Origin of the sequence: Pseudomonas sp. Pseusp88 (assembly GCF_047303955.1) — a bacterium.
Lineage (GTDB): Bacteria > Pseudomonadota > Gammaproteobacteria > Pseudomonadales > Pseudomonadaceae > Aquipseudomonas.
The window spans coordinates 1-475 of sequence record NZ_JBGLYM010000098.1 but is presented as its reverse complement, the minus strand read 5'-3'; the positions used below and the strand labels follow the sequence as shown (position 1 = coordinate 475).

At 58.5% G+C, this 475-nt stretch carries 1 pseudogene; it reads right to left on the bottom strand.

Annotated features, from left to right (window positions below):
* Nucleotides 1–172: 172 nt before the first annotated feature.
* A pseudogene (locus ACCD02_RS32630) lies at nucleotides 173–475 on the bottom strand (hypothetical protein); the annotation flags it as partial.

The following is a 475-nucleotide window of genomic DNA, read 5'->3' as shown; positions in this document are numbered from 1 at the left end:
GGGTCTTGCATGATGTTGTCCGGGAGCACCTCTTGGGTATTGCCCCAAGGTAACCGGGTCCCTATCAATTTAAAGAGTAACTTGCGCGGCAAGGCGTCAGGCTGCTCGGGAATCCGATCCGGGTGGTAGGCCTCTGGCGCGTAGTAAGGCTCGGATTTGACAGGGATAGACATTATTGCGCCTTATGGGTGTGTTCATCGGCCCAGAACGGCCGATGGGTCGTGGTGAAGTCGGCCTGGGCGTATTCGGGGCCAAAGCGTATCGGGTCTTTTACGGCGGGCGCCGGGAAGTGAAGGGTTTGCGATTGAGTGCTCAGGATGAATTGCGCACGAACGGCCCATTCAAATGTGTGGGACTCGATTGTCGCCCCGGTTTGCGGAGCCGCCACCCTGACGGGGAAACAGCCGCTTTCAAGGTTGCGTTTAACGGCGGTGGCCGGGGCCATTATGGCGCTGCTGACGTAGTTGCGGACATT